We start from the raw sequence: 240 nt of genomic DNA on the forward strand, positions 1-240 counted from the left end.
TGTGGAAGGCGTACAGCCCGCCGCCACGGCCCGGCTGACGGAGCGGACCTACGGCACGACGGACACGACCGTCGGGACCGCGTCACGGGCCTACACCTACAACGACGCCAACGGAACCGGCGCGCTGCTGACGGTCAGGACCAACACCAGCGCCGGCAACGGGCTGGCACAGGACGACACCTACACCCGCAACGACTCGGGGGTGACCACCTCCATCACCGACGCGATCGCCCGGCAGCG

1 protein-coding gene is annotated in these 240 nt (G+C 70.4%); it reads left to right on the plus strand.

Annotated features, from left to right (window positions below):
• On the plus strand, positions 1-240 hold a 240-nt coding region (locus ACSNOK_RS36005; RefSeq protein ID WP_436784861.1), incomplete at both ends, for a hypothetical protein.

This window comes from Streptomyces sp. URMC 126, assembly GCF_051386555.1.
Taxonomy (GTDB): Bacteria; Actinomycetota; Actinomycetes; order Streptomycetales; family Streptomycetaceae; genus Streptomyces.